Consider the following 24,350-nt stretch of genomic DNA (forward strand, 5'->3'; position numbering starts at 1 on the left):
GCGGACGCGCCGGTTGTGACAGGTGAAACCCCCGCGCCGGCGCCACCCACCGCTCCCCCGACACGATCCGCCCCTCACCGGCGCGAGGAGGGGCCGAACGTGACGGGGGAAGCGAAGCGGGGGTGAGGCGTGAGGGGCCGGCACGCGACGCACGCGGCCGCGACGCGACGCTAGCGCGCGCGGGTGCGGGGATCCATCGCCTCGCGCAGCGCCTCGCCGAGCAGGGTGAACCCGAGCGCGGTGATCGTGATGCAGGCTCCGGGCAGGAATGCCAACCACGGCGCGATCGCGAGCTCGAGCTGGGCGTAGGTGAGCATGCGCCCCCACTCCGCCGTCTGCGGCAGCCCGCCGCCGAGCCCGAGGAACGACAACGCTGCCGCCTCGATGACCGCGGTCGCGAGCGACAGGGTGCCCTGCACGATGACCGGACCGATCGCGTTGGGGAGCACGTGGCTCATCGTGATCTTGCCGCGGCCGAGGCCGAGCGTCTGGGCCGACAGCACGTAGTCGGCCGATCGCTGCTGCAGCATCGACGCGCGCAGCAGCCGGGCGAACACCGGCACTTGCGCGGCACCGATCGCGATCATGACCGATAGCTGCGTCTGCCCGAGGATGGCCGCGATCGACACCGCCAGCAGCAGCGAGGGCACCGAGAGCAGGATGTCGACGAAGCGCATGACGACGACGTCGACCCATCCGCCGAAGGCGCCGGCGATCAGGCCGAGCAGCATCCCGCCGAGAAGGCCGAACGCGGTCGAGACGACGCCGATCGTCAGCGACGCCTGCGCACCCCAGATCAGCTTGGACAGCACGTCGCCGCCGAAGCGGTCGAGCCCGAGCGGGAACTGCGGCAGCTCCCCCGGGCCGGGGATGTACGTCGGGGTGATGTAGCGCTGCCCCGGCAGATCGGTGGGACCGTACGGCGCGAGCACCGGAGCGAGTGCGGCGACGAGGATGAACAGCGCGATGATGACCGCGCCCACCCACGCCGAGGGGTTGCGGCGCAGCCGCCGGAACACGTCTCGCCAGAAGCCGCCGCGTACCTGCGCGCCCAGGAGCTCCCGGTCGTCGATCGCGGTGTCGTCGACCGGCCCGCCGCTCGGGGCGGGGGGAAGCATCGCCGAGGTCATTGGACCCTCACTCTCGGGTCGATGAAGCTGTACGAGACATCCACGATCAGGTTGATCAGCGCATAGGCGATCGCGATGAAGATGATGAATCCCTGCAGCACCGGGAAGTCGCGGGTGAAGATCGCGCGCGCCAGGAACGACCCGATTCCGGGGAAGGCGAACACCGTCTCGGTGAGCACCGCGCCCGAGATGAGCAACCCGGTCTGCAGGCCCACTGTGGTCACGACCGGGAGCAGGGCGTTGCGCAGGATGAACCGCCCGCGGATGGTGCCCTGCGACACGCCCTTGGCCATGCCGGTGCGGACGTAGTCGGCGTTCTGCACCTCGAGCACCGAGGCGCGGGTGATCCGCACGATGATCGCCAGCGGGATCGTCGCGAGCGCCACCGCGGGCAGGATCAGGTGCAGGAACGCGTCCCACGCGGCATCCCACTCCCCGGTGATGATCCCGTCGAGGATGTAGAAGTTCGTGTAGTGGGTCGCATCGATGCGCGGGTCCTGCCGCCCCTCGGACGGCAGCCAGCCGAGCTGGACGGCGAACACCCACTTCAGCAGGAACGCCAGGAAGAACACTGGGATCGTGATGCCGAGGAGGCTTGCAGCCACGGTGAGGTGGTCGGTGGCCTTGCCGTGACGTCGAGCGGCCCAGTATCCGAGCGGGATGCCGACGCCGACGGCGATGAGGAGCGCGGCGCTGGAGAGCTCGAGGGTCGCCGGGAAGCGACGCCAGAACTCCTCGGTCACGGCCCGCCCGGTCTGGATCGACGTGCCGAAGTCGCCCTGGAGCAGGCGGCCGAGCCAGACGATGTACTGCTCGAACAGCGGTCGATCGAACCCGTAGAGGCGGTTGATCTCGGCGACCGCCTCGGGGGTCGCCCGCTCGCCGAGGAGCGCGACGGCGGGCCCGCCCGGAAGGGCGCGGACCCACAGGAACAGCAGGATGGACAACCCGAACAGGGTCGGGATGAGCAGGAGGAACCTCTTGCCGATGGTGCGTATCACGGAGGGCAGCCTTCGAGGACGAGCGGAGAGGGGACGAACGGATGTCGCGGCGCGGCGTCAGTGGCCGCGCCGCGACATCCGGGTCGCCCTTACTCGGAGAGCTCGACGAGGTTGTAGACCTCGTCCTGCACGGGGCTGGCCGGGTACGAGGTGACGCGCTCGTCGAAGACGAGGGTCGGCACCGGGTGGGCCAGCGGGATTCCGGGCAGGAACTCCATGATCTGCGCGTTCGCGTCGGCGTAGGCCGACTCCTGCTCCTCGGCCGTGGCCAGGCCCCGACCGGTGGTCAGCGCACCGAAGATCTCGGCGTTGTCGAAGCCCCACTCGTTCGAGGGAGCGCCGAAGAACGTGCCCACGAAGTTGTCGGGGTCGTTGTAGTCACCGGTCCAGCCGAGCAGGTGGATGCCATGGTCGCTGCCGCCCTGGATGAGGTCGAGGTACTCGCCCCACTCGTTCGAGACGGGGTTCAGGACGATCCCGACCGCCTCGAGCTGCGACTGCAGGTTGGTGAAGATCTGCTCGGGGTTGGGCATGTACGGCCGCGAGATGTTGACCGGGTAGTTGAACGTGATGGTGAGGGGGTTCGACTCGTCGAAGCCCGCCTCGGCCAGCAGCGCCTGGGCGGCCTCCGGGTCGTACTCGTAGGTGGTGACGTCGGGGTTCCAGCCGATCACGCTGTCGGGCATGAACTGCGAGGCGACCTCGGTGCCCTCGGGGAGCACCTGGGAGATGAGCTGCTCCTTGTCGATGGCGTGCGCGATCGCCTGGCGGACGCGCTCGTCGGCGAGCTCGGGGACGGCCTGGTTCATGCCGAGGTAGAGCACGTTGAAGGGGTCGCGGTTGATGAGCGTGAAGCCGGCCTCCTCGAGCGCGCCGAGGTCGGCGGGGGCGACGAGGTCGTAGCCGTCGATGCTGCCGGACTCCAGCGCCTGGCGGCGGGCGGTGGTGTCGCCGATCACCTGGAAGATGATCTCCTCGACGACGCCCTGCTCGCCCCAGTAGTCCTCGTAGGCGGTGAGGGTGGTCGTGCTGCCCGGGTCCCACGACTCGAACTGGAACGGACCCGTGCCGGTCGGGTGACCCGTGGCGTACTCGCTGAGGGTCGGGGCCTCGGAGGTGCCGCCGACCTCGTCGGCGCCGTACTCCTCGAGGGCCGTCGGGCTCTGCATCGCGAACGCGGGGAGCGACAGCGCGGGGATGAACCCGGCGAAGGGCTCGGTCAGCGTGCCGGTGACCTCGGTGTCGCTGACCGCCTCGCACCCGCCGTAGATCGAGGTTCCCGTGTCGGCATAGCCGCGCATGAGCTTGCCCCAGTAGTACGACAGGCTCTCGCTCTGGGCGATGCCGGTGAAGTTGTTCTGGCGGTCGAAGTTGAAGCACACGGCTTCGGCGTTGAAGGGGGTGCCGTCGTGGAAGGTCACGCCCTCCTCGAGGGTGAAGGTGTAGGTCAGGCCGTCCTCGGACTGCTCCCAGCTGCTGGCCAGCAGCGGCGCCGGGTCGGCGGTGCCGGGCTCGACGCCGACGAGTCCCTCGAAGATCTGGCGGGAGACCCGGAACGACTCGCCGTCGCTGGCGAACGCCGGATCCAGGCTCGATACGTCACCGGACGCGCCGAAAATGAACGTCGAGTCGACCTCGCTCGGCTCCTCGCTTCCGCCGCCCTCCTCGCGCTGGCTCGCACAGGCCGTGAGGATCAGCGATCCGACGGCGATGGCGGCGGCGCCTGCGAGCAGGCGCTTCCTCGTTGAGTGAAGCATCGTGTACTGCACCTTCCTTTTTGGCGGTTCCCTTGCGGGGCCTTTTGGGGGCCCCTCGCGGGTCGCGAGCACAGCGATGTGGTGACAGCACCGGCCCACGGAGTGTGATCCCTCGACCGTACCCGCGCGCCGTCGCGCGGATGGTCACGGTGAGGTTGCGATTCTGTTTCGGCGCTCGCGGCGGGCGGGGGACGGATGCCGCGGGCTAGCGTGGAGCCATGGCGCGCGCTCGGGTGGAACAGGTACGTCCCTCGGCGCGGCTCGGCGACGGGACGCTCGCGACGATCGCGCCGTCGGAGTACGACACCGGCTGGGAGCTCATCGTCGACGGCACCCCGCAGTCGCACGTCGACCTCGACGATCCCACGCACCTGCACTTCGAGTACGTGTCACGGATGGCGGCGGTCATCGACCGTCTGAAGCTCCCCGGACAGCCCCTCACCGCCGTGCATCTCGGCGCCGGCGCGCTGACGGTGCCGCGCTACATCGAGGCGACCCGGCCGGGATCGCGCCAGCAGGTCATCGAGCTGGAGCAGCCCCTGGTCGAGCTCGTCCGCGAGCACCTGCCGCTGCCACGCGGGGCGGCGATCCGGGTGCGCATCGGCGATGCCCGGCTGGGCCTGGCCCGCCTTCCGCGCGCGCTCGTCGGCGCGGTCGACGTGCTCGTCTCGGACGTGTACGCCGGCGCGCAGACCCCCGCGCACCTGACCACGGTGGAGTTCTACCGAGAGGCCGCCGCGCTCCTCGCCCCCGACGGCGTGCTTCTGGTCAACGTCGCCGATGGCGCCGGGCTCGCGTTCGCCCGCCGACAGGTGGCGACCGTTCGGGAGGTGCTCCCCCACGTCATCGTGCTGGCCGAGGTGCAGACGCTGAAGGGGCGCCGCTTCGGCAACCTCGTCATCGCCGCGTCGCCGTCTCCCCTGCCGACGCAGTGGCTTCCGCGCCTGATGGCGGCCGGTCCCCACCCCGCGAAGGTCGCCGAGGGCGACGAGCTCGTGGAGTTCGCGCGCGGAGCGCGCCTCGCCACCGACGGCGACGCGACGCCGTCACCCAAGCCCGCGGCATCCGTCTTCGAACGGTGAATTCCGATCCGGATGCCGCCTCGCGGCGTGCCACGCCGGCCTCGGCGTCGCTGTCGCGCAGACTGGGGGAGCGTGGGCGCGGGACCCTCGAGCGTGGAAGGAGTCGATCATGAGCTACATCCTGGGATACGACCCCGACACTCTCCGGGAACAGGTCGACCCGGTGCGCTGCGAGGGGCGCCTCGACGAGATCGGCGAGCAGCGCAGCCTCCCGGCCCTCCTCGAGCGGGTGTGGCTGCTGAAGGTCCTCGATCGCCTGGACGACGCGCTGGTGCTCTCGGAGCAGTCGGTGCGCGTGGCCCGCATGGCGGGGACGCGCAAAGACCTGCTCCGCGCCCGGATTCTCCATGCGACCGTGCTGCAGGTGCGCGGCCAGCTCGCCGCCGCCGACCAGGAGCTCACCGCCTGCGCGGAAGAGGCCGACGGCCAGGGATGGGCGGGGATCGCCGCCTTCGCGTACCAGCACCGCGGCAAGACCCGCTACGACGGCGAGGATTACGACGCCGCCCGCACCGACTTCAAGCGCGCCCTGTTCCTCCGGCAGGAGTCGGGCGCGCCCGACGAACAGCTCGAATCGACCCTCCTCGCGATCGACGCGTCCGAGCGGCGGCGCATGCGGTCGTCGGTCGCGAGCTGAGTGTCGTAGGTACGTTCTACTGTTTCGAGCATGTCAGAACCTGAACGTGTGCGCGTGTGGGCGAACGCCCTGATCGACCGGCACCTCGACCCCTCCTGGACCTTCGGCTTCGACAACGCCAAGCGGCGCGCGGGGCTGTGCGATTTCCGGCGCAAGCGCATCAGCGTCTCGCGCTATCTGTCGGCGCGCTACGACGACGACACCAATCATCAGACCCTCCTGCACGAGGTCGCCCACGCCCTGGCGGGGCCTGCGGCCGGCCACGGCGCGGAGTGGAAGCGCATCGCGCGGGGACTCGGATATGTCGGAGGCACCACCCATGACGGCGAGACCGCCGTCGAGCTCGCCCCCTGGGTGGGGGTCTGCCCCGCCGGCCACACCGCATACCGCCACCGGCGGCCACCTCGCGCGACATCCTGCGTCGCCTGCGCGCCGCGGTTCGACCGCCGGTACCTCTTCACGTGGACGCGCCGCGAGATCTCCGCTGCCGCTCGCCTGGCGGCGATGACGCCGCGTTCCGATCGCGATCCCGACAGCGTGTCAGAGGCCCGCGATGCGGTCGCCACGGGCGACCGGCACCGCCGCTGACGCGTCGATCTCGGCGGCGCGGACGACGGCGTCGCGCAGGCCCTTCTCGATGAGCTCCTGGCCCGAGCCGCTCGCGGTGAGGAGGTGGCGCACCGCTCCGCGCAGGCCGCGGAACGACTCCCCCGCGGTGGCCGCCTCGGGCGAGGAGTGGTCGATCCCCCGCGTGGCGAGCGCATCGATCACGGCACCCGCGCCGAGGAGATCCTCCACGGCGAAGCGCAGCGGGTCGCCGCCATGACCGAGCTCGCCGGCGGGGATGACCGACACCGAGGTGCGCCGGCCGCGTCGCGCCTGCTCGTCGGCGATGGCCTGCGCGACGGCGGAGGCGTTGCGAAGACCGGCGAGGAGCACGATGGGGCCCGCCGGGTCGTCCTGAACCGGATGGGGACCCGCGGGCTCGGGGCCAGCGGCCGCGGCGGCGGCTGCGGTGACTCGGGCGCCGTTGAGCGACACGGCGAAGGCCGCGTCATCCAGGATCAGGTCCTCACCGCGGTCGACGACGTCGACCACGGTGCTCGAGAACCGGAGCACGTCGACGACGACGACGACGTCGGCGGGCGCGAGGCGCGCGAGGGCGTCCAGGCCCCAGTCCAGGCGCACCTGATAGCGGGATTGATCGAAGGGCGAGGGCATCCCGTCAGCCTAAACGGGCGGGCGGGGTGGCACGGAATGACAGAGTGGGCTCATGCGGATCATGCTCAAGCTCGTCATCGACTGCGATGCGGATGCCGCGTGGCGGGCACTGCACTCCCCTCGCGCGGTGGCGGAACTGTACGGGCCGCTCGTGCAGCTGACGCCCCTCGAACCCGACGAGCTGCCTACCGCGTGGGAGCCGGGCGCCGAGGTCGGCGTCGAGATGAGCCTGGGCGGCCGGGTCTCGCTCGGCCGCCAGATCATCCACGCCAGTGATCGGACGGTCAGCGGACCCGACGGGCCGATCCGGATCTTCCGCGACAGCGGCATCCCGATCTCCGGGCCGCTCGCGGCCCTCGATGTCTGGGACCACCAGATGGCGGTCTCGCCCGCGCCGGGCGATCCGACCAAGACGCTCTGGCGGGATCGCCTCGTCATCGGCGGGGCGGCCGCCCCCGCTCTCTGGCCGGGGCTGTGGGCCGCGTGGCAGTGGCGCGCGGCGCGCATCCGCGCCCTCGCGCCGACGTGGGCGCACGACCCGGCGCCCGAGGCCCCGACGCCCGAGGACTCGACGCCCGAGGCCTGACCGCGCGGCCGTCCGCTCGAGGCGTCGCAGCCACCGCAGCGACCGAAACCCACCTCGGCCGTCGAGTCGGGCGCAGCATCGCAGCGGCCGAAACCCACCTCCGCCGCCGAGGCCCACCGTGACGCGATGGGTCTCGGCGCCACAGGTAGGTCTCGGCGGGGTGGGTGCGGGGCGGGTGCGGCGCGGCGCGTGCGGCGCGGCGGGTGCGGTGCGGCGCGGCGGGTGCGGCGCGGCGGGTCGGCGCGACGGATATGGCCGATGTGGCGCGGCGAGAAGCCGCCGCGCGCGGCGCGCTACTCGGCGAGCGCCTCGACCGGGGCGACCCGCGTCGCGAGGCGCGTGGGCACCACCGCGGCGATGAGGGTGAGCGCGGCGGTCGCGCCCACCACGACGAGGACGGGGATGAGCGGCACGGCCGGCCACACGAACGTGGGGCCGGGCGGAAGGCTCGGGTCTCCGGGCACCGAGCCGAGCAGCGACTGCGCACCGGCCCACCCGTAGGCGACGCCCAGCACGAGGCCGGTCGCGAGGGCGGCGATCGTGAGGTGCGCGGCTTCCAGCAGCACGACCTTCCGCACCTGCGGCGCGGTGAGGCCGAGGGCGCGGAGGAGCCCGAGCTCGCGGCGACGCTGCACGACACCCAGCGTGAGCAGGTTCACCAGGCCCACCGCAGCGATCACCGCCGAGACCGCCACGAGCACCATCATCACCGCAGCGAAGGTGTCGAGCACCGCCGCCATCTCGCTCGGCAGCTCGCCGCCCGCCGACGCCGTGAGAACGGCCTTGGTCGACTCGATGGCCACCGCGAACATCGTCACGAGCGTCACACCCATCACCACGCCGATCGCCATGCGACTCGACCGCTCGGGGTAGCGCAGCGCGTTCTCGGCCGCCAACCTCGCGGTCACCGACCCGCCGAAGAGCCGGCCGATCAGCCGCAGAACGGGCGGCATGACGAGCGTCGCACCGAGCGCGATCCCGGTGAAGGAGAGGATGCCGCCGCCGAACGCGACGACGACCCCGAGCGGGCTCACGAGCCCGAGCGCGACACCCGCGGCCAGCAGTGCACCCCCGATCACGAACAGCACGACAGCGGCGATGTTGCGCCCGGTGCGGCGGGCGACCTGTTCGCGGGTGGCCTCCACAGCACCGCCGAGCGCCTGCATGGGCGTGACCGTCAGAACCCGCCGCGACCCCGCCCACGCGGCGACCCAGGTGGTGAGGGCGACGATAACAGCGGGCACGACGAGTTCCCCGGTGACGACGCGGTACGACACGCCGTCGAGGCCGAGCACCTCGGTGCCGATCGCGACGCCGAGCGCGGCGACGCCGGTGCCGAGGACGAGGCCCGCGAACGCTCCGATGACGCCGACGACGAGGCCCTGCCGGGCGACCTCCTGACGCTGCGCGCGGGCGGAGGCGCCGATGAGGCGCAGCAGGGCGATCTGCCGGGTGCGCCCGGCGATGACCGTGGCGAACGTGTTGGCGGTGACGATGCCGGCGACGTACACCGCGACGCCGACGAGGATGACGGTGAGGAAGCTCAGCACGAACGCGAGCGTCTCGCTGTCGCCGATGTAGGGGTCGGAGCGCAGGATCGCGGCGAGATAGCCGGTGACCGAGACGAGGATCACGCCGAAGGCGCTGGAGATCGCGGCGACCAGGATGCTCGCGCCCATGCCGCGCTCGCGCAGGAAGACCCATCGCGGGGCGGCGGTCCGCGGCATCCGGTCTGTCCTGTCGTCCGCCAGGGCGACCGCGCTCATGCGCCCACCTCCGCGGCGGGACCGGTCAGTTCGCCGGCGAGGAGGAACGCCGCGATCTCTTCGGCGCTCTGGCGGGGCTTGTCGGCGGCGATACGGCCGTCGCCGAGCACGATCACGCGATCCGCGTGGCTCGCGGCGACGGGGTCGTGGGTGACCATCGCGATCGACTGGCCGTGCTCACGGCTGGCGTCGGAGAGGAGGCGCAGCACCTCGCGGCCGCTCCGGGAGTCGAGGTTGCCGGTCGGCTCGTCGGCGAAGACCACGTCGGGGGCGGTGGCGAGGGCGCGGGCGATCGCGACGCGCTGCTGCTGACCGCCGGAGAGCTCGTGCGGTCGATGCCCGAGCCGCGAGGTCAGCCCGAGCGTGGCGACGAGCCGGTCGATGCGGGCGCGCTCCAGGGCGGACGGGCGACGTCCGTCGAGGTCGAAGGGCAGGAGGATGTTGCCCAGGGCGTCCAGGGTGGGCACGAGGTTGAACGCCTGGAAGACGAACCCGACCCGGCGGCGACGAAGAATAGTGAGCTCGACGTCGGTGAGCCCGGTGATCTCGGTGTCGCCGAGCCACGCGCGGCCCGAGGTGGCGGCGTCGAGCCCCGCCATGACGTGCATGAGCGTGGACTTGCCCGAGCCGGACGGGCCCATGATCGCGGTGAACTCGCCGCGGCGGATGCCGACGGTCACGCCGTCGAGGGCGCGCACTGCGCTGTCGCCGGTGCCGTAAGTCTTGGTCAGCTGTTGCACCCGAGCGGCGAGGCCCAGGTCTGTGGAGGAGATGTGCATGTCTTCGACGCTAGGAATCACGGGGGTACGCGCGCGTCGGCCCCGCGGCCGATCCGTGTACATCGGAAGGATGACGCGGGTCCGCGTCGCCACCTCTCACGAGCCCGCTCATCGAGGTGGCACAAATGGTCGGGGAGGACGCCCCACAGCGACCATCTCCGCCACCTCAATCGGACGCTGCACATCGAAGTGGCACAAATGGTCGGGGAGGACGCCCCACAGCGACCATCTCCGCAACCCCGATCCCGGCCGCATCTGCCGACCGCGGCGCGCTCAGGCCAGACCGTGCTCGAAGGCGAAGACCACCAGCTGGACGCGGTCGCGCAGGGCGAGCTTGGTCAGGATGCGACTGATGTGCGTCTTGACGGTGGCCTCCGACAGGTACTCCCGGGCGGCGATCTCGGCGTTGGAGAGCCCGCGCGCAGCGAGCGCGAAGATCTCCCGCTCGCGCTCGGTGAGCTCACCGTATGCCGGCGGCACGGGTCGCGGCGCAGCCTCGGCGAAGCGGGCGAACAGATCGCGGGTCGCCGAGGCGGCGATCACCGCCGATCCCGCGTGCACCGTGCGGATCGCCGCCAGGAGGAACTCGGGATCGGCGTCCTTCAGCAGGAATCCGCTCGCGCCCCCGCGGATCGCCCGCGCCGCGGCCTCGTCGAGGTCGAAGGTCGTCAGCATCACCACGCGCGGCGGGTCAGGGTCGCCGAGCAGCGCGGCGGTGGCGGCGAGGCCGTCCATCACCGGCATCCGGATGTCCATCAGCACCACGTCCGGCCGGGCCGCGCGCACGACGGTCAGCGCCTCGCGCCCGTCAGCGGCCTCGCCCACCACCTCGAGGTCGGACTGCGAGTCGACCACCATCCGGATCCCCGCCCGGAAGAGCGCCTGGTCGTCGACCAGTACGACCCGGATCACCGCCTTCCCCCGTCCGCACGGAGGCAACGGCGGGGATCCGGGGCAACACGCCGGCCCGCGCCGCGCCCGACCGGCGTGGCCGTCGAGAGACCCGCGGTTGTGCACGGCGCCGGCGCGCACGGCGAAAGGGCGGGCAGCCGCGAGGGGATCATGCCCGACCCCCCACCACCGGGATCGAGGCGCGCACGACGAACGAGCCGGACTCCTCCATCGCGGCGAAGTCGCCACCCGCGAGCTGCGTGCGCTCCCGCATGCCGATGACCCCGTGTCCCGTGCGGCCCGGGGTCGACGACCCGGCTGCGACGGAGTTCTTCACGGTGAGATCGACCCGATCCGCGAACCACGACAGGCCCACCTCGACCGGGCCGCCCGCCTCCCCGTGCCGGAGCGCGTTCGTCAGCGCCTCCTGCAGGATGCGGTAGACAGCGATCTGGACGGATGCCGGCGGCTCGCCCGGCGGGGCGGGGTCGATGTCGACGCGCAAGTCGACCCCCGCGGCGCGCACCTGCGCCCACAGCTCCTCGAGGTCGGCCAGGCTCGGCTGCGGCCCGTCGCCCTGGCTGTGGCGCAGCTGGGTGAGGAGCAGCCGCACGTCGGCAAGGGCCGCACGGGCCGTCGACGAGATCGTCTGCAGGGCGGCCGTCGCCGCCTGCGGATCGGCCGCGGCGGCGTATCGGGCCCCATCGGCCTGGGCCACGACCACCGCCAGCGAGTGGGCCACCACGTCGTGCATGTCTCGGGCAATCCGCGCGCGCTCGAACTCCGACCGCGCCTCCTCTTCGGCCCGCTCCTGCGCCAGGCGGTTCTCGCGCGCGCGGCGCGCGGTGCGCACGAGCGCTCCGCAGGTCCAGGCGAGCATCAACGCGAAAGTCGCTCCCCCGAGAACGATCACCGCGATGGGGAGCACCGACAGGTCGAGGGGCGCGGAGTACAGCGGCCCGAGGTACAGGTAGAGGGTGATCACGATGGCGCCCGTCACCGCCGACGCGAGCCCGGCCCAGAACACGCGGATGCTCCCATAGGCCGCCGCGGCGTAGAGCACGCCGAAGACCGCGACATCGACCAGGCTGGGCCCGCGCAGCAGGCTCATCTGCAGAACAGCGCCCGCCCACGCCAATGCCAGCGCCACCCCCGGCGAGAATCTGCGGAACCCGAGGGCCGCGCTGAAGAGCAGGACGTAACCGATGACCCCGAGCACTGTCAGCGTCCCGGTGGGTGGCCCGAGCACCCCGACACCGGCGTTCAGCTCGAAGACGACAGCGACGAAGAAGAAGCCGGCCGCCAGCGCGATGTCGGTCGCGGTCTGGAGGGGACGAAGCGGTCGGAACACCGTTTCACGCTAGAGGAGCGGATGCCCCGTGGCATCCGTCGTCCGATGTATCTCCCCGACGCGGCTCCGGCCCCTTGTGGGCGCGGCGCCGGAGGCTTTACTGTCCGGACACAGGCCGAAACCGGGGGGAAACGTCCGGGAAGAAGGATCAGTCCGCGGGGGCGAGTACTCACCGGAACGATCCCGACACCGGTCCCCGACGGCGTCAGCACGAAGAAGTACGGGACGACACGGATGGAGATGCGTAGATGACGACGGTGCGCGCAGCGATCACACAGACCACCTGGACCGGCGACAAGGAGTCGATGCTTGACAAGCACGAGGGCTTCGCCCGGGATGCCGCCGCGCAGGGCGCCCAGGTGGTGTGCTTCCAGGAGCTGTTCTACGGCCCCTACTTCGGCATCACGCAGGACAAGAAGTACTACCGCTTCGCCGAGGCCGCCGACGGACCGATCGTGCAGCGCTTCGCCGCGGTCGCCAAGGAGCTCGGCACGGTGATGGTGCTCCCGATCTACGAGGAGGCCGAGACCGGGGTCTACTACAACACCTCGGTGCTGGTCGACGCCGACGGCACCATCCTCGGAAAGTACCGCAAGCACCACCTCCCCCACCTCGACCGGTTCTGGGAGAAGTTCTACTTCCGTCCGGGGAACCTCGGCTACCCGGTCTTCGACAGCGCCGTCGGCCGGATCGGCATTTACATCTGCTACGACCGGCACTTCCCGGAGGGATGGCGCGAGCTCGGCCTGAACGACGCCCACATGGTGTTCAACCCCAACGCCACCAAGCCCGGCCTGTCGAATCGCCTCTGGGAAGTCGAGGGACCGGCCGCGGCGGTCGCGAACGGCTACTTCGTGCTGCAGCCCAACCGGGTGGGCCGCGAGGACAACGAGTACGGCGACCTCGCCGTGGACTTCTACGGCACGAGCCAGGTCATCGACCCGCGGGGGAACTTCGTCGGCGAGCGCGGTTCGGGCACCGAGGAGGAGATCCTCGTGCGCGACCTGGACATGGACATGGTGCGCGAGATGCGCGACGACTGGCAGTTCTACCGCGATCGTCGCCCCGACTCCTACACGAAGATCGCGCGCCCCTGACCTCATCACCCATGGACATGAGCGCACGGACGAGCGGAGCGGTGCAGGCAGCGCCGACGCTGGCATCGGGTCTGGCGGGAGCGCCGGCCGGAGGCCGACGCGGGGGCATGCGTCGGCGCTGCCTGCGCCGCGCAGCGACAACCAAGGAGATCACTTCATGACCACCACACTCATCACCGGAGGCACCGTCGTCTCCGCCACCGGGCGCGGCGAAGCCGACGTGCTCATCGACGGCGAGACCATCGTCGGGGTGCTCGCCCCCGGGTCGCAGCTGCTGGGCACCGACCTTGCGGCATCCGTCGACACGGTCATCGACGCGACGGGGAAGTACGTCATCCCCGGCGGCATCGACGCCCACACCCACATGGAGCTGCCCTTCGGCGGCACCGCCGCCTCGGACACCTTCGAGACCGGCACCCGCGCCGCGGCGTGGGGCGGCACGACGAGCATCATCGACTTCGCCGTGCAGCGCTACGGCGAGCGCGTCGAGGACGGCCTCGCCGCCTGGCACGAGAAGGCCGCGGGCAACTGCGCGATCGACTACGGCTTCCACCAGATCATCGGCGGGGTCGACGACGAGTCGCTGCGGGCGATGGACTCGCTCATCGACGAGGGGGTCACGAGCTTCAAGCTCTTCATGGCCTACCCCGGTGTGTTCTACTCCGATGACGCGCAGATCCTGCGGGCGATGCAGAAGTCGGCCGACACGGGGCTGCTGACGATGATGCACGCCGAGAACGGTCCGGCGATCGACGTGCTGGCCGCCCAGCTCGCCGAGGCCGGCAAAAAGGCGCCGTACTACCACGGCATCGCCCGCGCGTGGCAGATGGAGGAAGAGGCCACCCACCGCGCCATCATGCTGGCGAACCTCACCGGGGCGCCGCTGTACGTCGTGCACGTCAGCGCCAAGCAGGCCGTCGATCAGCTGGCGTGGGCGCGCGACCAGGGCTGGAACGTCTTCGGCGAGACCTGTCCGCAGTACCTCTACCTCTCCCTCGAAGAGCAGCTCGGAGCGTTCAGCGAGGAGTGGGGCCAGTTCGAGGGCGCGAAGTGGGTGTGCTCCACGCCGCTGCGAAGCCGCGTCGAGGGCCACCAGCACCACATGTGGCAGGCCCTGCGCACGAACGACATCCAGATGGTCTCCACCGACCACTGCCCGTTCTGCATGAAGGGGCAGAAGGAGCTCGGGAAGGATGACTTCCGCGCGATCCCCAACGGCATCGGCTCGGTCGAGCACCGCATGGACCTCATGTACCAGGGCGTCGCGACCGGGCAGATCACCCTCGAAAGGTGGGTGGAGCTGACCTCGACGACCCCGGCGCGGATGTTCGGCCTCTACGGCAAGAAGGGGGTGATCCAGCCCGGCGCCGACGGCGACGTCGTCGTCTACGACCCTCACGGGCACACCACCATCTCGGCGGCGAGCCACCACATGAACATGGACCACTCGGCGTGGGAGGGATTCGAGGTCGACGGACACGTCGACACCGTCATCTCGCGGGGCAGGGTGATCGTCGACGGCGGCACGTACCACGGCAGCAAGGGCGACGGACAGTACCTGCGGCGCGGCCTGAGCCAGTACCTGGTGTGACGGCCATGGATTTCGGCGTCGTCCTGCAGACCAACCCGCCCGCCGCCCGCACGGTGCAGCTCGCGAAGCTCGCCGAGGCGCACGGCTTCAGCCACGTGTGGACCTTCGACTCGCACCTGCTGTGGCAGGAGCCCTACGTCATCCACTCGGCGATCCTCGCCGAGACCAAGCGTGTGATCGTCGGCCCGTTCGTGACGAACCCGGCGACCCGCGACTGGACGGTCACCGCCTCGGTGTTCGCGACCCTCAACGAGATGTACGGCAACCGCACCATCTGCGGCATCGGCCGGGGCGACTCGGCCGTGCGGGTGACGAACGGCAAGCCCACGACCCTGAAGGAGCTGCGCGAGTCGATCCACGTCATCCGCGAGCTCGGCAACTCCCGGCCGGTCGAGTACAACGGCGCGACCCTGCAGTTCCCCTGGAGCCGCGGGTCCGAGCTCGACGTGTGGGTCGCCGCGTACGGTCCGCTCGCGCTGAAGCTCACCGGCGAGGTGGGCGACGGCTTCATCCTCCAGCTCGCCGACGTCGACATCGCCGCGTGGATGATCAAGACCGTGCGGGATGCCGCAGAGGCGGCCGGCCGCGACCCCGACAGCATCGCGTTCTGCGTGGCCGCCCCGATGTACATCGGAACCGATCGCGCACACATGATCGAGCAGTGCCGGTGGTTCGGGGGCATGGTCGGCAACCACGTCGCCGACATCGTCGCCAAGTACGGCCAGCACGGTGCCGTCCCCGACGCGCTCACCGACTACATCGCCGGGCGCACGGGGTACGACTACAACACCCACGGCAAGGCCGACAACGACCACGTCGACTTCGTGCCCGACGAGATCGTCGAGCGGTTCTGCATCCTCGGCACCGCCGAGGAGCACATCGCCAAGCTCGAGCAGCTGCGGGCCCTCGGGGTCACCCAGTTCGCGGGCTACCTGCAGCACGACAACAAGGAGGAGACCCTCCGCGTGTACGGCGAGACCGTGATCCCGGCCCTGCAGGCGCACGTGGCGGCCAAGAAGTGAGGGTCGGATGACGAGAACGGATGCCGCTCCCGACGTCGTCACCGCCGCCGCCCAGTCCACGTCTGTGAGCGCGACGCGCCCCCCGGGGCGTGGCGGCCGGCGCCGGGGCGCGGCATGGCTCTGGGGCGTGGTCGGCGTCGCCGCGGTCATCCTGCTCTGGGAGGTCTACAAGCTCCTCGGCCCCGAGGACGGCGTGATCGTCGCCGACGTGCGGATCCTCCCGCGCACGACCGACCTCGCCATGCCCCACGTCTGGGACATGGTCGTGCGCCTGGCAGAACCCGTCACCCGACAGGACGGCTCGCCTCCGCTCTGGGCGGCGGTCGCCCTCGCCGCGCTCACCACGCTGGGGATCGCCGCGGCCGGATGGCTCGTGGGCCTCGTGGTCGGCATGGCGCTCGCCCTCGTCATGCAGCGCTGGCGGTTGGCGGAATGGGGGCTCCTGCCCTGGATCATCCTCAGCCAGACCGTGCCGCTGATCGCCTTCGCGCCGATCGTCCGCAGCTGGGGGTCACGCATCGAGATCGCCGGCGCCCAGTGGCAGGACTGGATGTCGGTGGCCGTCATCGCCTCGTACCTGGCGTTCTTCCCCATCGCGGTCGGCGCCCTGCGCGGGCTGCAGTCCCCCGAGCGCCTGCACGCAGAGCTCTTCCACACCTACTCCGCCGGGTACTGGCAGACCCTGTGGCGCCTGCGGCTCCCGGCCGCGGTGCCCTACCTCCTCCCGGCCCTGCGCCTCGGCGCCGCCAACGCGGTCGTCGGCGCAGTGGTGGCCGAGGTGTCCACGGGCCTGCAGGGCGGCATCGGGCGCCTTCTCATCCAGTTCGCCGGGCAGGCCTCGGGCGACCCCGCCAAGGCCTGGGGCCCGATCTTCGGCGCGGTCGCCCTCGGGCTCATCGCCGCCGGGTCGATCGCGCTCCTCGGCATCATCCTGAAGAACTACCGACGAGGCGAGGTCACCGCATGAGCGCCCCCACCCCCACCACGGCAGCACCCCCCACGACCGCGGCGGTCTCGGTGACCGACGTGACGAAGACGTTCGCCTCGGCCGCCGGTGAGGTCCAGGCCCTCACCGCCGTCGACCTCACGGTCGCGCCCGGTGAGTTCGTGTCGCTCATCGGTCCGTCCGGCTGCGGAAAGTCGACGCTGCTGCGTCTCATCGCCGACCTCGACACCGCGTCATCGGGGCGCATCGAGGTGTTCGGCAAGGATCCGTCCCGCGCCCGGCGCGACCAGGACTACGGCATCGCCTTCCAGCAGGCGGGCCTCCTCCCCTGGCGGACGGTCGCGGCGAACATCGCCCTCCCGCTCGAGATCCACGGCGTTGGCGCTGCGGAGCGGCGCACCCGCGTGGCCGAGCTCACCGAGATGGTGGGGCTGACCGACTTCGCCGACAGATATCCGGATCAGCTGTCAGGAGGGATGCAGCAGCGTGTCGCCATCGCCCGGGCCCTCGCCGAGCAGCCCCGGCTGCTGCTGATGGACGAGCCCTTCGGGGCGCTCGACGAGATGACCCGCGAGCGCATGCAGACCGAACTCGCCCGCATCGCGACCGAGACCGGCGCGGCGGTGGTCTTCGTCACCCACTCCATCCCCGAGGCGGTGTTCCTCTCCGACCGGGTGGTCGTCATGTCTCCCCGCCCGGGCCGGATCACCGCCGTCGTCGACGTGAGCTTCGGGGCCACCCGACGCGACGAGGCCCTCCGCGAGGCATCCGTCTTCTTCGACAGCGTCACCGCGGTGCGCGCGGCCCTCCACGGCGAGACCGACGGCGATCGCGCCGCCACGCGGGAGATGCGATGACGACCGCCACCGCCGAGCGCCTTCGGATCATCGCCCCGATCGTCGTCGGGCTGGTGTTCCTCGGCGTCTGGCAGCTGCTGGTCGGGGTCGTCGGGGTGTCGGACTACCTGCTCCCGAGCCCGGCGGCGATCGCGGAGGAGTTCGTCGCCTTCGCCCCGGCGATCGCCGATGCGACCCTCGTCACCGGCACGAACGCCCTCATCGGCCTGGTGGTGGGCACGATCCTCGCGGTGGTGCTCGCCGCTCTCGCGTCGCGCTGGCAGGCCGTCGACGGCATGTCGGCCCCGATCGTCGCCGCTCTCGCCGTCGTGCCGATCGTGGCACTCGCCCCCGTGCTGAACTCGATGTTCGGCGCCGACAGCCAGTTCGGGCGGCAGGCGATCGCGGCCCTGGCCTCGTTCGTCCCCGTCTTCGTCAACACCCTCCGCGGCCTCCGTCAGACCCGCCCGGTGCACCGCGACCTCATGCGCAGCTACGCGGCGAGCTCGTCGCAGGCCTTCCGGATCGTCACGCTGCCGACGGCTGCGCCGTTCCTCCTCACCGGCATCCGGATCGCCAGCTCGCTCGCCGTCATCTCCGCACTCGTGGCGGAGTACTTCGGCGGACCCCGCGGGGGCCTCGGAAGCTTCATCTCCACCTCGGCCGCCACGAGCGCGTACGCGCGCGCCTGGGCCTACGTCGCTGCGGCGATCGCCCTGGGCCTGCTGTTCTTCCTCGCCACCGCGGCCCTGGAGCGCCTGGTGCTCCGCCGCATCTCTCCGGGAGGCGCGCGATGACGCCCGCCACCGACAGCGTCCCCGCACCCGGCGGGGCCGGCACCGCACCATCCCATCGCACGATCTGATCCCGGGAGGGATTCGAAGGGAACCACCATGAGACACAGCACACGCCGCACCCTCGCGGCCGGAGCCGCCGCGCTGACCGCGGCGCTCGTCCTCACCGCCTGCTCGGGCGGCGGCTCGGACTCGGGTTCGGGCGACGCCTCGGGCGGCGCCTCCGACGGCGAACTGACCCCCGTCACGCTGCAGCTCCAGTGGCTGCCGCAGGCGCAGTTCGCCGGCTACTTCGCCGCCGTCGACCAGGGCTTCTTCGAGGAGGAGGGTCTGGAGGTGGAGATCATCCCCTCCGGCGGCGACATCGTGCCGCAGGACGCTCTCGCCGCCGGCGACGTCGACTTCGCCATCGCCTGGGTGCCGAAGGTCCTCGGCTCGATCGAGGCGGGCGCCAACCTCACCAACATCGCCCAGATCTTCCAGCGCTCGGGCACCCTCCAGGTCTCGTGGGCCGACGCCGGCATCGAGTCGGTCGCCGATTTCGAGGGCCAGCGGATCGGCTCGTGGGGCTTCGGCAACGAATGGGAGATCTTCGCGGCGATGGCCGCCGAGGGCCTGGACTCCACCACCGTCGAGATCATCACGCAGGACTTCAACATGAACGCCTTCCTGCAGGGCGACATCGACGCGGCCCAGGCGATGACGTACAACGAGTACGCCCAGCTGCTCGAGACCGTCGATCCCGACACCGGTGAGCTGTACCAGCCCGAGGACTTCTCGGTCATCAGCTACCAGGACACGGTCGGCGCCATGCTGCAGGACGCGATCTGGGCCGACACCGAGCGCCTGGAGTCCGACGAGGCGTACGCCGAGACCGCCGTGGCGTTCCTGAAGGCCGTCATCAAGGGCTGGGCGTTCGCACGCGACAACCCGGAGGAGGCGGCCGACATCACGCTGGCTTCCGGTTCGGGCTGGGGCCCGAGCCATGAGCTGTGGATGATGAACGAGACCAACAAGCTCATCTGGCCCGCGGCCGACGGCATCGGCATCATCGACGAGGCGGCCTGGACGCAGACCGTCGAGGGTGCCCTCGCCGCGGTCAACGAGACCGGGGCGCGACTCATCACCGAAGAGCCGCCGGCGACCGCGTACGACAACCAGTACATCCAGCAGGCGCTCGACGAGCTCGAGGCCGACGGCGTCGACGTGTTCGGCGAGTCGTTCGAGCCCATCGAGGTCGAACTGCAGGAGGGCGGCAACTAGCCCCCCTCCCCAACCGGCCCCTCATCCGCGAGACTTGCCTGTGCGGCCTCGCGGATGAGGGGCCTGCCGCGAAGGAGTGACATGACCACCGACATCCAGACCGATCTCGACGCCCGAGCCAAGGAGCTCGACCGCGCGCACGTCTTCCACTCGTGGTCGGCGCAGGCCGGGCTCGACCTTCCCGTCATCGCCGGCGGGTCGGGGACGACGGTCTGGGATCACGCCGGCAATCGGATGCTGGACTTCTCGAGCCAGCTCGTCAACGTCAACATCGGCCACCAGCACCCCGCGGTGATCGCGGCCATCCAGGAGCAGGCCGCCCGCCTCGCCACGATCGGCCCGGCGACGGCGAACCTGCAGCGCGGCGAGGCAGCCGCCCGCATCGTCGCGCGCGCGCCCGAGGGGATGAACCGCGTGTTCTTCACCAACGGCGGGGCGGATGCGATCGAGAACGCCATCCGGATGGCGCGCGTCCACGCCGCCGCGAAGGGCGAGGTCGGCCGCGAGAAGGTGCTGTCGACCTACCGCTCGTACCACGGCAACACCGGAGCGGCGATCGTCGCGACCGGCGACTGGCGCCGCATGCCGAACGAGTACGCACGCGGCCACGTGCACTTCTTCGGGCCCTACCTCTACCGCTCGGAGTTCTGGGCGACGACGCCGGAGGAGGAGTCCGCGCGCGCTCTGCACCACCTCGAACGCGTGATCCAGGCCGAGGGCCCCGCGACCATCGCCGCTCTGCTTCTGGAGTCGGTGCCCGGTACCGCCGGAGTGCTGCTGCCGCCGCCCGGCTACCTCTCCGGGGTGCGGGCGCTCGCCGATCGCTACGGCATCGTCCTGATCCTCGACGAGGTGATGGCGGGCTTCGGGCGCACCGGCCGCTGGTTCGCGTTCGACGGCTACGACGTCACGCCCGACCTCATCGCCTTCGCGAAGGGCGTGAACTCGGGATACGTGCCGGTCGGCGGGGTAATCATCTCCGACGAGATCGCCGCCACCTTCGACGAGCGGGTCTTCCCCGGAGGGCTCACCTACAGCGGGCACCCCCTCGCCGCGGCATCCATCGTCGCGGCGCTGGATGCGATGGAGGCCGAGGGCATCGTCGACAACGCCCGGCGCATGGGTGCGGAGGCCATCGGCCCGGGGCTGGTTGCGCTCGCCGAGAAGCACGAGGTCATCGGGGAGGTGCGGGGCGAGGGCGTGTTCTGGGCGCTCGAGCTGGTCAGCGACCGCGAGACCCGCGAGCCGCTGCCCGCGGCGGCGATGGGCGCACTGAAGAAAGACCTGATGTCGCGGGGGCTCTTGCCCTTCACCGCCGACAACCGCATCCACGTCGTACCGCCGTGCGTCGTCACCGCCGACGAGGTCGCCGAGGCGCTGGAGATCTACGACGCCGCGCTCGCGACCGTGCGGCTCTGACGACACACTGGAACCACGCGTCCCTCACGAGGGGACCCACCGGAAGGAAGAGATGACCGACACCACGACCCTGGAGCAGCCGACGCCGTCTGCGACCGCGATCCTCGACCACTGGGTGGGAGGCGCCCCCTGGGCGGGAACGGGCGACCGCACCGGCCCCGTGTACGACCCCGCCCGCGGCGTGGTGCAGAAGGAGGTGCGCTTCGCGACCACCGAGGACGTCGACCACGTCGTCTCGGTCTCCTCGGCCGCCGCAGCGGAGTGGAAGAACGCCAGCATCGCCAAGCGTCAGCAGGTGATGTTCGCGTTCCGCGAGCTGGTGAACCAGCGGAAGGACGAACTCGCCGCGATCCTCACCTCCGAGCACGGGAAGGTGATCTCCGATGCGCACGGCGAGATCGCGCGGGGCCTGGAGGTCGTGGAGTTCGCGTGCGGCCTGGGCCACCTGACCAAGGGCGCGTACTCCGAGAACGTCTCGACAGGGATCGACGTCTACACCCTGCGGCAGCCGCTCGGCGTGGTCGGGATCATCAGCCCGTTCAACTTCCCCGCGATGGTGCCGATGTGGTTCTTCGCGATCGCGCTCGCCGCCGGCAACGCGGTGGTGCTCAAGCCCAGCGAGAAGGACCCGACGGCGGCGAACTGGATGGCCGAGCGCCTCACCGAGGCGGGCCTGCCCGACGGTGTGCTCAACGTCGTGCACGGCGACAAGGTCGCCGTCGACGCGCTGCTCGAGCACCCCGAGGTGCGCGCGATCTCGTTCGTGGGCTCGACCCCGATCGCCCGGTACGTCTACGAGACCGGCACCCGTCACGGCAAGCGCGTCCAGGCGCTCGGCGGGGCGAAGAACCACATGCTCGTCCTCCCCGACGCCGACCTCGACCTCGCCGCCGACGCGGCGGTGAACGCCGGCTTCGGCTCGGCGGGCGAGCGGTGCATGGCGATCTCGGTCGTCCTCGCCGTCGACGCGGTCGCCGACGCGCTGGTGGAGAAGATCTCGGCGCGCATGGCGACCCTCCGCACCGGCGACGGCACGCGCGGCACCGACATGGGCCCGGTGATCACCGCGGCGCACCGCGACAAGGTCTCGTCGTACGTCGACGTGGCCGCCGGCGACGGCGCGGACGTCGTCGTCGACGGGCGCGGCATCGAGGTCGACGGCGACCCGAACGGGTTCTGGGTCGGGCCGACCCTCATCGACAAAGTGCCGACCTCGTCGGCGGCCTACCGCGACGAGATCTTCGGTCCTGTGCTCTCGGTCGTCCGGGTGGACGGGTACGAGGAGGGGCTGGAGCTGATCAACTCCGGCGCCTTCGGCAACGGCACCGCCATCTTCACCAACGACGGCGGGGCCGCTCGGCGCTTCCAGCACGAAGTGCAGGTCGGGATGATCGGCGTCAACGTGCCCATTCCCGTGCCGGTGGCCTACCACTCGTTCGGTGGGTGGAAGGCGTCGCTCTTCGGCGACGCGAAGGCGTACGGGCCGCACGGGTTCGACTTCTTCACACAGGAGAAGGCCGTGACGAGCCGCTGGCTCGACCCGTCGCACGGCGGCATCAACCTCGGCTTCCCCCAGCACAGCTGACGCGAGGTCGCTCTCCACTGCGAGAGTGCAACGGCGCGCCGAGAATCCGGGGTTCACCCGTGTCCTCGGCGCCCCGTTGCACTCTCGCGAATGGGGGAGGTGAGAGGGGGTGGCGGGGGGGGTCAGTGCGGGGGCGGGGCGAACACCGTCAGCGCGCCGGGGATCACGGTGAAGCGCAGCGTGAACTCCTCACCGCGCGGCTCTTCGAGCTCGCCGTCGTGCACCCAGACCTCGGGGCGACCCGGTCCCGGTCGCACGGTCATCGTGAAGTCGGTCTCCAGGAGGCGCTCGACGTCGCGCTTCTCGGGCATCAGTCTCACGGCGCGGAGCACGGCCGCCGTCCGCTTGCCGAAGGCGAGCGAGGTGATCGCACGCAGCCGCGTGCCCCGGGCGTGGTGGATGCGGATGTCCAGGACGGGATCCTCGAGATTCTCGCGCTGCATCGTCGCGACGCGCTTCGGGTCGTTCGTGCCCACGCCGACGAAGACCGACCACACCCGCGCACGACGTCCGTCGCGCAGGATCACGAGCGGCTCGGCGGTGCGCATCGTCCGCCACGCGGCGACGATGCCGCCGAGCCACTTCCCGAGCCGCCGGCGCCGTCTGTCGCGCTCCTCGATCAGCTCGGGGTATGCGCCCACCGACGCGGCATTGAGCGCGAAGACCGCCGCGCCGTCGCCCTCTCGCACCTCCATCGCGCTGACCTCGATGGTCTCGCCGGCGAGGTAGGCCGCCACCGCGGTCTCGACGTCCTCGAGCCCCGCCGACCGGGCGAAGTGGTTGAAGGTGCCGCCGGGCATCGCCAGCAGCGGCACGCCGTGCCGACGCGCCAGACCCGCCATGCGCGACACCGACCCGTCGCCGCCGTAGACGCCCAGCACGCGGGGCGGGTCGCCTTCCGAAAAGGCCGCGTCGACGACATCCGCGAGATCTTCCCCCTCGCTCAGTTCGTGCACCCGCGCACCCGGAAGGCGCGCGGCGAACAGTTCTGCGGGGTCGGTGCGGATCACCGCTGTCCCCGACCGGCTGTTGCGGAGGATGAGCAGGCCCGAACCGTCGGTCGTCATTGGTCGACCGTACCCCGTGGCACTCGGATCGGCCGGTTCTCGTAGAAGGTCTGCAGCACGACCGTGGTGCGGGTGTTCACCTGGGCGGCAGCGCGGATGTCGCGGATCAGCGCCTCGAGATGGCGTGGGCTCGCGACGCGGACGAAGAGGATGTAGCTGGCGTCACCCGCGATGGAGTGGCACGCCTCGATCTCGGCGAGATGCTCCAGTCGCTCGGGGGCATCGTCGGGCTGGCCGGGATCGAGCGGGGTGATCTCGACGAACGCCGAGAGGGGCTTGCCGACGGCCTCGGCGTCGACCTGCGCCCGGTACCCGGTGATGACACCGCGAGCCTCGAGTCGCCGCAGGCGCGTCTGCACGGCCGAGACCGAGAGCCCGACCGCCGCCGAGAGTTCCGCGAGCGTCGCACGCGCGTTCACGCTGACCACCTGGACGATACCGGCGTCGATGTCGTCGTCGAGGTGGGGGCCACGGCCGTTCTCGTCGCCACCGGTCATGGGCCGAGCGTAGCAGTGCGGTCTCGTTCCAC

General features: G+C 71.1%; 23 protein-coding genes. 13 read left to right on the plus strand and 10 right to left on the minus strand.

The genetic code is table 11. The features are described from left to right. Nucleotides 1-170 precede the first annotated feature (170 nt). From T9R20_RS15160 to T9R20_RS15170, 3 genes are all read right to left on the minus strand, one after another. Nucleotides 171-1,130, minus strand: coding sequence for an ABC transporter permease (locus T9R20_RS15160; protein ID WP_179558497.1), 960 nt, complete (start codon nt 1,128-1,130; stop codon nt 171-173). Next, a complete protein-coding gene (locus tag T9R20_RS15165) occupies nt 1,127-2,131 on the minus strand; it encodes an ABC transporter permease (RefSeq protein ID WP_322410145.1) in 1,005 nt (334 codons plus the stop codon). The genes T9R20_RS15160 and T9R20_RS15165 overlap by 4 nt, the downstream gene beginning before the upstream one ends. An 89-nt stretch (nt 2,132-2,220) precedes the next feature. Continuing rightward, nucleotides 2,221-3,888: an ABC transporter substrate-binding protein gene (locus tag T9R20_RS15170; protein ID WP_322410146.1), complete on the minus strand. Its 1,668-nt coding sequence runs from the start codon at nt 3,886-3,888 to the stop codon at nt 2,221-2,223. 218 nt (nt 3,889-4,106) lie between these two features. Here T9R20_RS15170 and T9R20_RS15175 point away from each other — a divergent pair, with 218 nt between their 5' ends. The 3 genes from T9R20_RS15175 (at nt 4,107) to T9R20_RS15185 (ending at nt 6,195) form a co-directional block, all read left to right on the plus strand. Then, nucleotides 4,107-4,970 (plus strand): fused MFS/spermidine synthase, encoded by an 864-nt coding sequence (locus T9R20_RS15175; RefSeq protein WP_322410147.1) that lies wholly within the window; start codon nt 4,107-4,109, stop codon nt 4,968-4,970. Between the two features lie 109 nt (nt 4,971-5,079). Next, entirely contained in the window at nt 5,080-5,607 is a 528-nt protein-coding gene (locus tag T9R20_RS15180; protein WP_322410149.1) for a hypothetical protein, read from the plus strand. 30 nt (nt 5,608-5,637) lie between these two features. Continuing rightward, the gene (locus T9R20_RS15185; protein WP_322410150.1) at nt 5,638-6,195 is read left to right on the plus strand and encodes a SprT-like domain-containing protein; all 558 of its coding nucleotides are present in this window, start codon (nt 5,638-5,640) and stop codon (nt 6,193-6,195) included. Here T9R20_RS15185 and T9R20_RS15190 read toward each other — a convergent pair. Continuing rightward, nucleotides 6,148-6,828: a 2-phosphosulfolactate phosphatase gene (locus T9R20_RS15190; protein ID WP_322410151.1), complete on the minus strand. Its 681-nt coding sequence runs from the start codon at nt 6,826-6,828 to the stop codon at nt 6,148-6,150. The genes T9R20_RS15185 and T9R20_RS15190 overlap by 48 nt on opposite strands. Nucleotides 6,829-6,880: 52 nt before the next feature. Here T9R20_RS15190 and T9R20_RS15195 point away from each other — a divergent pair, with 52 nt between their 5' ends. Next, nucleotides 6,881-7,414 carry a hypothetical protein gene (locus tag T9R20_RS15195; protein WP_322410152.1) on the plus strand — a complete coding sequence of 178 codons (534 nt, stop codon included), beginning with the start codon at nt 6,881-6,883 and terminating at the stop codon, nt 7,412-7,414. A gap of 293 nt (nt 7,415-7,707) precedes the next feature. Here the strand turns inward: T9R20_RS15195 and T9R20_RS15200 are convergent, their stop codons facing one another. The 4 genes from T9R20_RS15200 to T9R20_RS15215 all read right to left on the minus strand — a co-directional run bounded on the left by T9R20_RS15200 (nt 7,708) and on the right by T9R20_RS15215 (nt 12,201). Further along, a complete protein-coding gene (locus T9R20_RS15200) occupies nt 7,708-9,180 on the minus strand; it encodes an FtsX-like permease family protein (RefSeq protein ID WP_416182917.1) in 1,473 nt (490 codons plus the stop codon). Beyond that, complete coding sequence (locus T9R20_RS15205; RefSeq protein ID WP_322410154.1) at nt 9,177-9,959, minus strand: ABC transporter ATP-binding protein; 783 nt, start codon at nt 9,957-9,959, stop codon at nt 9,177-9,179. The genes T9R20_RS15200 and T9R20_RS15205 overlap by 4 nt, the downstream gene beginning before the upstream one ends. Nucleotides 9,960-10,232: 273 nt before the next feature. Then, entirely contained in the window at nt 10,233-10,871 is a 639-nt protein-coding gene (locus tag T9R20_RS15210; protein WP_322410156.1) for a response regulator transcription factor, read from the minus strand. 148 nt (nt 10,872-11,019) lie between these two features. Beyond that, nucleotides 11,020-12,201 (minus strand): histidine kinase, encoded by a 1,182-nt coding sequence (locus T9R20_RS15215; RefSeq protein WP_322410158.1) that lies wholly within the window; start codon nt 12,199-12,201, stop codon nt 11,020-11,022. Nucleotides 12,202-12,449: 248 nt separating this feature from the next. On the opposite strand from T9R20_RS15215, the gene T9R20_RS15220 reads away from it, so the two are divergent. The 9 genes from T9R20_RS15220 (at nt 12,450) to T9R20_RS15260 (ending at nt 22,754) form a co-directional block, all read left to right on the plus strand. After that, nucleotides 12,450-13,298: a nitrilase-related carbon-nitrogen hydrolase gene (locus T9R20_RS15220; RefSeq protein WP_322410159.1), complete on the plus strand. Its 849-nt coding sequence runs from the start codon at nt 12,450-12,452 to the stop codon at nt 13,296-13,298. 157 nt (nt 13,299-13,455) lie between these two features. After that, nucleotides 13,456-14,889 (plus strand): dihydropyrimidinase, encoded by a 1,434-nt coding sequence (hydA, locus tag T9R20_RS15225; RefSeq protein ID WP_322410161.1) that lies wholly within the window; start codon nt 13,456-13,458, stop codon nt 14,887-14,889. Nucleotides 14,890-14,894: 5 nt separating this feature from the next. Continuing rightward, entirely contained in the window at nt 14,895-15,911 is a 1,017-nt protein-coding gene (locus T9R20_RS15230) for a TIGR03842 family LLM class F420-dependent oxidoreductase (protein ID WP_322412201.1), read from the plus strand. Nucleotides 15,912-15,918: 7 nt separating this feature from the next. Then, nucleotides 15,919-16,878 (plus strand): ABC transporter permease, encoded by a 960-nt coding sequence (locus T9R20_RS15235; RefSeq protein ID WP_322410162.1) that lies wholly within the window; start codon nt 15,919-15,921, stop codon nt 16,876-16,878. Beyond that, on the plus strand, nt 16,875-17,714 hold the full coding sequence (locus T9R20_RS15240) for an ABC transporter ATP-binding protein (RefSeq protein WP_322410163.1): 840 nt from the start codon (nt 16,875-16,877) through the stop codon (nt 17,712-17,714). The genes T9R20_RS15235 and T9R20_RS15240 overlap by 4 nt, the downstream gene beginning before the upstream one ends. Then, a complete protein-coding gene (locus tag T9R20_RS15245) occupies nt 17,711-18,490 on the plus strand; it encodes an ABC transporter permease (protein WP_322410164.1) in 780 nt (259 codons plus the stop codon). Before T9R20_RS15240 ends, T9R20_RS15245 begins: the two co-directional genes overlap by 4 nt. A gap of 96 nt (nt 18,491-18,586) precedes the next feature. Beyond that, complete coding sequence (locus tag T9R20_RS15250) at nt 18,587-19,750, plus strand: ABC transporter substrate-binding protein (RefSeq protein WP_322410165.1); 1,164 nt, start codon at nt 18,587-18,589, stop codon at nt 19,748-19,750. 81 nt (nt 19,751-19,831) lie between these two features. Beyond that, nucleotides 19,832-21,169 carry an aspartate aminotransferase family protein gene (locus tag T9R20_RS15255; RefSeq protein ID WP_322410166.1) on the plus strand — a complete coding sequence of 446 codons (1,338 nt, stop codon included), beginning with the start codon at nt 19,832-19,834 and terminating at the stop codon, nt 21,167-21,169. A 52-nt stretch (nt 21,170-21,221) separates the two neighbouring features. Next, the gene (locus tag T9R20_RS15260; RefSeq protein WP_322410167.1) at nt 21,222-22,754 is read left to right on the plus strand and encodes a CoA-acylating methylmalonate-semialdehyde dehydrogenase; all 1,533 of its coding nucleotides are present in this window, start codon (nt 21,222-21,224) and stop codon (nt 22,752-22,754) included. A gap of 122 nt (nt 22,755-22,876) precedes the next feature. Here the strand turns inward: T9R20_RS15260 and T9R20_RS15265 are convergent, their stop codons facing one another. Both T9R20_RS15265 and T9R20_RS15270 read right to left on the minus strand, forming a co-directional pair. After that, complete coding sequence (locus tag T9R20_RS15265; RefSeq protein WP_322410169.1) at nt 22,877-23,821, minus strand: diacylglycerol/lipid kinase family protein; 945 nt, start codon at nt 23,819-23,821, stop codon at nt 22,877-22,879. Then, nucleotides 23,818-24,318 carry an Lrp/AsnC family transcriptional regulator gene (locus T9R20_RS15270; RefSeq protein ID WP_322410171.1) on the minus strand — a complete coding sequence of 167 codons (501 nt, stop codon included), beginning with the start codon at nt 24,316-24,318 and terminating at the stop codon, nt 23,818-23,820. Before T9R20_RS15270 ends, T9R20_RS15265 begins: the two co-directional genes overlap by 4 nt. Nucleotides 24,319-24,350: the final 32 nt, after the last annotated feature.

The sequence above is a fragment of the Microbacterium invictum genome, assembly GCF_034421375.1.
Classification (GTDB): Bacteria; Actinomycetota; Actinomycetes; order Actinomycetales; family Microbacteriaceae; genus Microbacterium; species Microbacterium invictum_A.